General features: G+C 39.7%; 5 protein-coding genes. 1 reads left to right on the top strand and 4 read right to left on the bottom strand.

The window, feature by feature from the left end; all coding sequences use genetic code 11:
* Positions 1 to 75: 75 nt before the first annotated feature.
* Positions 76 to 1,800, bottom strand: a complete 1,725-nt coding sequence (locus ACM0OS_RS28135; protein WP_414546473.1) for a diflavin flavoprotein — start codon at positions 1,798 to 1,800, stop codon at positions 76 to 78.
* 110 nt (positions 1,801 to 1,910) lie between these two features.
* On the opposite strand from ACM0OS_RS28135, the gene ACM0OS_RS28130 reads away from it, so the two are divergent.
* Complete coding sequence (locus ACM0OS_RS28130; RefSeq protein WP_414546472.1) at positions 1,911 to 2,693, top strand: pantothenate kinase; 783 nt, start codon at positions 1,911 to 1,913, stop codon at positions 2,691 to 2,693.
* A 198-nt stretch (positions 2,694 to 2,891) separates the two neighbouring features.
* On the opposite strand, the gene ACM0OS_RS28125 is transcribed toward ACM0OS_RS28130, so the two are convergent.
* The 3 genes from ACM0OS_RS28125 to ACM0OS_RS28115 are packed head-to-tail and all read right to left on the bottom strand — an operon-like array spanning position 2,892 to position 6,346.
* Entirely contained in the window at positions 2,892 to 4,289 is a 1,398-nt protein-coding gene (locus ACM0OS_RS28125; protein WP_414546471.1) for an EH signature domain-containing protein, read from the bottom strand.
* Between the two features lie 13 nt (positions 4,290 to 4,302).
* On the bottom strand, positions 4,303 to 4,965 hold the full coding sequence (locus tag ACM0OS_RS28120; protein WP_414546470.1) for a flagellar motor protein MotB: 663 nt from the start codon (positions 4,963 to 4,965) through the stop codon (positions 4,303 to 4,305).
* Complete coding sequence (locus tag ACM0OS_RS28115) at positions 4,946 to 6,346, bottom strand: hypothetical protein (protein WP_414546469.1); 1,401 nt, start codon at positions 6,344 to 6,346, stop codon at positions 4,946 to 4,948. The genes ACM0OS_RS28120 and ACM0OS_RS28115 overlap by 20 nt, the downstream gene beginning before the upstream one ends.
* Positions 6,347 to 6,368: the final 22 nt, after the last annotated feature.

The following is a 6,368-nucleotide window of genomic DNA, read 5'->3' as shown; positions in this document are numbered from 1 at the left end:
GCAGGGGGGCAGGGGGCAGGGGGGAATTTTCTTCGTTACTCCCTACTCCCCACTCCCTACTCCCCACTCCCTCCCTTAATAATGGTTGCCGACTTTACGATGGTGAACGGCTGTGAATGCTTCTGGTTTGGAAACTCTGCCTTCGTAGACGGTGCTATATACTGCCCAGTGGTCACCGCAATCCATGCGACTCACGACTTCGCATTCCATGTATGCTAGGGCATCGGTGAGGATAGGCGCGCCATTTTGGGCTGGTTGTGTTCTTACTCCTTCAAAGCGGTCAGCACCAGGGGCGAATCGCTTGAGGAAATGTTTCATGAGTGGTTGGTAATTATTTTCTTCTAAAACGTTGAGGACAAAGCGATCGCCTACTTGCATGAGTGATTCAATTGCTCGGTCTTTGGCTACGGCGATGGAAAGTCCCATAGGTTTGAAGCTGGCTTGACTCACCCAGGAGGCTAACATGGCGCTTTGCACGTCGCCTTTTTTGGCTGTGATGATATACAATCCGCCACTGATGCGACCTAAGGCTTTATCTAAGTCTGCACCTAACGATTTCATTGCTTTGATGCTGCGATCGCGGGTTACCCATTGTCCTAAGTCTGTACCGGCTTCTTCGCAAAGTTGGTAGATATTTTCTGTGGGTGTTTCTTTAATGCGAATTGCGGGGAAACCTTGTGTTAAACCCAGGTTGCGGAATTGATTCAACAAGGTGTCTATGGGTTCGTCATCTCCACCGCCAGTTTCAAATATGCCGATGGCTTGTTTTTCGTGGGCCGATCCTAAAACAGTGCTGAGTGCTGCTTGGATATTGGCTTTACTTCCCGCAGGAGGCATACCCACTACTAATCCTGTGCAACGGCTGACTAATTCCCGTAGTTCTTGTAAATCTATTCCTGACCCCAAATCTACGATTTCTATGGCAACATCAGTTTTGCTGATACCTTTGGCAATGGCTTGGGCTAGGCGATCGCTATAACCATATTCGGAAACGTAAAATATCCCTACGGCGTTTTCGGCTTTGGTTTGGGTTTGGCTCCAAGTGCGGTAACGTCCGGTGAGTTCGGCAACGTTATGGGATAATAAGGGGCCGTGACCTGTGGCAATCATCTCAATGGTTTTCAGTTCAGCCATGCGCTTGAGGGCAGACAACACTGAACGCGCATTTGGCCCCATTAAACAGTCGTAGTAATATTTAAAGTCTGCTTCAATGGCTGCTAAATCTTCGTCGAAGGTGCTGTCTGAGCAATAATGCAGTCCAAAAGCATCACAGGTGTAGAGAGTTTTTGTTTTGTGGTCGAAGCTGAAAATGGTGTCAGGCCAGTGTAAATTAGGGGCGATGACAAATTCAAATTCGTGACCGTTACCTAAATCTAGGCGATCGCCATTTTTGACAATTTGCCGTTTAAATGGCTGATGAACAAAATTTTCCAGAAACTGAATTGCTACTTTAGAAGCCACAACTGTGATATCTGGAGCCATTTGTAGCAAATCTTTGACTAAGCCGCTATGGTCTGGCTCGGTGTGGCTGATAATTAAATAATCAATTTCTGTGGGATTGATTAATCCGGTGAGGGTATCAAAATATAATTTGCGAAACTTTTCATGGGAGGTGTCAACTAAGGCAGTTTGTTCACCGCGAATGAGAAACGAGTTATAGGTGGTACCGTTTTGCAGACCGAATTCAATATCGAAGCGATCGCGATCCCAGTCTAAAGAGCGAATTGCGATCGTTTCTTGAGCGATTTCCACAGTCTCTATGGTTAGCCGCTTTTCAGTTCTTTCGGTGAGTGCTACCATAACGCCCTTCCTTAACAAAATGAGTATTTATGCCTCTGGTTTTATTGTGACACGCCTTGATTGTTAAGTTTTATTAAAAAACCTATGAGTGACTTAAAAAAGTTAAAACTGTGAAACCACACAGACACGGAGAGAATCAATGGTTAGCGTTAGAGATTGGTAATTCCCGGTTACATTGGGCGTTATTTACCGGAGAAACCCTAAAACACACTTGGGATACTGACCATATATCTGAGTCAGTTATACAGCAAATACCCCAATGTCTAACCCTGGATAATTTACCCCCAGAAATTTTTTCTCCCCATATCCCTATCCTCCTCTCCTCAGTTGTTCCCAGTCAAACTGCACTTTGGCAAACATATCCTCATGTTCAAGTGGTTACTTTAGACCAAATACCCCTCTTAAATATTTATCCCACACTGGGAATTGACCGTGCTTTAGCTTTGTGGGGTGCTGGCAAAACTTGGGGTTTTCCCATGTTAGTAATTGATGCTGGGACAGCCTTAACTTTTACAGGTGCGGATGCTAATCAATGTTTGGTGGGAGGCGCAATTCTACCGGGATTGGGTTTGCAGTTTGCGACGTTAGGGCAAAAAACTGGACAATTACCACAACTAACAACAGAAAATATCACTTTACCGTCACGCTTTGCCTTGAATACATCAGAGGCGATTCAAAGTGGAGTTATCTATACTTTATTGGCGGGGATTAAAGATTTTATCTTAGCTTGGTGGGAATTATTTCCTGAAAGCAAGGTGGTGATTAAAGGAGGCGATCGCTTGTTAATAATCAACTATTTAAAACTACAGTTTCCTGAAATTACCAGCCGTTTAACTGTGGAACCAAACTTAATTTTTTGGGGAATGCGAGAAATATTTATGAGTGATAAATAGATGATGAGTTGTCAGGCGATCGTTTAACTAAGTAGGACGGTGTAAATAATTAAAGGTTTGTAGTGAGGACTTTAGTCCTCAAATAAGAGCTAGAGCCACTGACTACGAAATGAATTTTAATTATTTTACATTGCTTAACATAGTTTGATGTTTTCTCGCCGACTTACTTATTAAACAAGTAGAGATAAAGATATAATCTCAATGTTGCTTGTTCATATAGAGCCTAGCATCCCTTTCTAAATACTCAATTTCTCTTCTCCACGGTTCTAGCCTGTTTGCTCTATCTTGTAATTGAAATGCTGTCGGGTTTCCGGAAGACTCGGTATTTGGATTAGGCAAAATTCCATGATTGGCCAACCAGGTGCGGGAAAATATTTGCCAAAGATATACATGATCGTGCTTCTCGCCACCCAGAAAACGAATCTGTTTAACTGAAAGTGTTGATTCACCAAAAAGAATTTGCTGATTTCTGGAATTATTAGGAAACAGGCGGATTTCACTACCTCTTCCACGAAAAAATTCGACTACAAACCACTCACCGAAATCAAATATACAAACCTCTGTAGGATCACTCCCGTCGTCTTCTAATAAATCAACATCACCTTGGATTTGATAACTTATAGCAAGTTGTGATGTTTTAGGTAACAAAATACGAAGCCGTTCAAAACGGTTACTGTAGTTAGCCCAAAACTTACTACGACTCCGTAAACGATTTGCCTCGAAATTTTGTAAAGGGAGTCTGTTTAATATTAAACTAACTAATTTTTGGAAATCACTATAATTGATACCACCAATCCATTCTCGAAGTCTTTGTCTTGCTGGCTCTGAAAGTTTGTACCAATTTTCACCTTGTCTATATTTATTTCGTAACCAATCCACAACTAAATAATAATTGGATGTTATGTTTTTAGAAACATTAGTTAGTAAATAATCAACCGCTTTTATCTGCTGAGTATCTGACATTTCATCTAAACAACTTAGCAACCATCTTATTTCTTGTTGTTTAGGAGAATTAATTGTTGTAAAATATGGTGATATTTCTTCTACAAAATTACTAAATAATGGAATCCAAATAGGCAATTTTTTTTGGATTAAGTTTAATAATTCAGTTTGATTAACAAACTGATTACAACTAATTATTGCTAATTCTCTACCTGGTTGCTGATTACGAAGTGCCAGAATAATTTGAACTGATAACAAATTATTAACTAATTTAGAATTAGCAAAAATATCAAAACTTTCAGCTAAAGAATGTGCTAGTATCTGTTCTTTCTGACCACTATGATAAAGAGCCAAACGCCATAATAGCTGATGTTGTAACCATGAATTAGAAATTGCTACTTTCCAAATTGCTGCTGATGTTTTTCTACATCTACCAATATTTTGCTGATCCCACTGTGCTTTAGCATGGATGCAGTAAACCCAGTCCAAATGACTTATTTTATCAGCGTGGCCTTGTTCAATAGCTGCCAATATTAGATCAACATTTGGCGTTGATATAGTTTCATCTGGTAAGTTAATTGCAAGCTGAATCAGTTGATTAGGAATAAACTGGAGAGTTTCAGGTAGAGAAGGAAAAGAAAATTGAAAATTCAAGATTGTTACTCCTTTACAAAGAAGTTTTAGGGATATTTTTATTTAACTCATCACTACGAAACTGAAAACGGAAAACTACCTTGCGATCGCCTGGATTATCCCGACTCTGATCAGATTCAATTTCTCCACGACCAGCAGCTAATATTTTCTGACTTAAAGATGTTTTTGTAGGAAAATTTATGTCAGAGAAAATGTATTTATGAACTGATGCAGACCTCATTACACTCAGTTCGAGATTTATTTGTTCATCTCCTTCTGAGCTAGTATGACCTTCTATAACTACACGGCTAATTTCCTTTTCAAATTCTGGTCTGGAGAAAATCACCCCACTGTAAACGGGAACAAAATTGCGTAGAAATGCTTTACCCTCTGGTTTTAATTCGGTGCTTCCTTTCGCAAACAGAATCGATTCTTGGATACTGATATCTCCGGTTTCTGGGTTGACTTTGACATTGATATTGTTGCTTTTCATCTCTCCTACGACATTACCAATTACTAGTCTTTTAGGCACATCTTTCTCCGCAAGCTGGAGTAGTGCAGTGATAAATAATAAGGCAAAAAACATCAATAACCCAGACATCAAATCGCCAATAGATAGATAGATGTTAGAATCATCATCCTCTATGATTTCTACATCACTTTCATTTATGGTAAAATCATCCATCATTGCTTTCATTATTATTCAAGTGGCGGGTATCATGTGCAGCAACTAGAACTTTTGCTGTTTCTAGTAAACCTCCACAAACCCTAGTCATAGAAGTATCTGCTTGTTGGAAAAAATTTACCTGTAAATCAACGGTCTTTTGCATAGAAACTTCAAGATGACTTTGCCAAGCATGAAGGCTATCATCAAATTTTCGATTCAAATTGCTGTATGAACTGTCAACCTTTTCTACTTGCTCCCCAATACCACGCGCCAGATTTTCTAGTTGTATTAGTCGTTGTGAATCGTTTAATCCAGCAGCACTAACTAATTTGTTAATTTGTTCGACAGTCATCTGAATTTTACTCATACTTTTTTCAACTTCTTGAGTCAATTCACTCCGTCTTTGGCATTCATCTCGGAACACCTTATCAAGATGGTTTACAACCCCAGATAATCCATCCCTTTGCTCGCCTAGTGTTCCTTCCAATAAGTTGTTTTGTTGTTCAAAAAATTTCTGTAAATTCGCTTGATATTCTTGCCGAAATGTTGTCAAATCTTCCTCTACTGTTTTGCGGGTAGCTGTGAGTGTTGTGTCGATATTTCCTAAAGTAGATAGAAGACTATTCTTCGCATCATTCATCAATCCAGAAGCTTGCTCACCCACTGTTTTTAGAGTATTAGTTTGCTCATGAAAAGTTCTATTTGCTTGAGTGAGAATGTGGATAATTCCATTTTGAGTAGCTTGAAGCATCTGCTGTTCTACTACGGCGCGTTCTTGTAGTGCTGTTTGCAATTCTTCTCGGATTCCACAAAAGGTAGCAGCAGCTTGGACTGCACTTGCTTCAAAAGCACTTCTTTGGGCTGTTAATCCTTGGATACTCTGATCTACAGCGCGATTAATTTCGTGGGCTGTTTGTTGTAAAACGCCTTTTGTATCTGTTTGGAATTGATTGAGAGTGTCTCCCAAATTATGTGCAAATCCTTGGAGTTCTATCAAAGTCTCTTTTTGAAAATTCTGAATTGTCAGGATAGAACTTGCCAAATTTTGAGAAATTCCACCGAGTTCCTGATGCAGTGTCAAAACTGCTGTAGAAGCTTTTTCGGTTAACTCTGCACTTTTATCTAATCGATCTGCAATTGGTTCGAGTACCTGGATTCGTAAATCTTTAATTAGTTCTTCTAAAACTCTCTGTCCCTGATTTTCTTGGAGTTCCCGAAGTCTTTTCTGTTCTTTGAATATTGCTTCCAATCCTGGAAAAATTTGCTGCTTGACAGATTCTCCAATAGCTTGGGCCGATAACTGATTTAAGCCTGTGAACTGTTCTACAATACTTCTACCGACAGCTTGGCCAATTTTTGTTGCATTTAGCTGTTTTAACCAGGGTAAGAGCATCTCAATCAGGCTTGACACAAGGAATCAGAAGAATCTAAAG

It is taken from the genome of Nostoc sp. CCY0012 (assembly GCF_963920855.1).
GTDB lineage: Bacteria > Cyanobacteriota > Cyanobacteriia > Cyanobacteriales > Nostocaceae > Cyanocohniella.
The sequence above is the reverse complement of the archived record's forward strand: the minus strand, read 5'-3'. Positions and strand labels throughout refer to the sequence as shown.

What these genes read in the sequence shown, in the direction of transcription:
- ACM0OS_RS28135 (WP_414546473.1), bottom strand. Translation starts at nt 1,800, where the DNA reads ATGGTAGCACTCACCGAAAGAACTGAAAAGCGGCTAACCATAGAGACT.
- ACM0OS_RS28120 (WP_414546470.1), bottom strand. Translation starts at nt 4,965, where the DNA reads ATGAAAGCAATGATGGATGATTTTACCATAAATGAAAGTGATGTAGAA.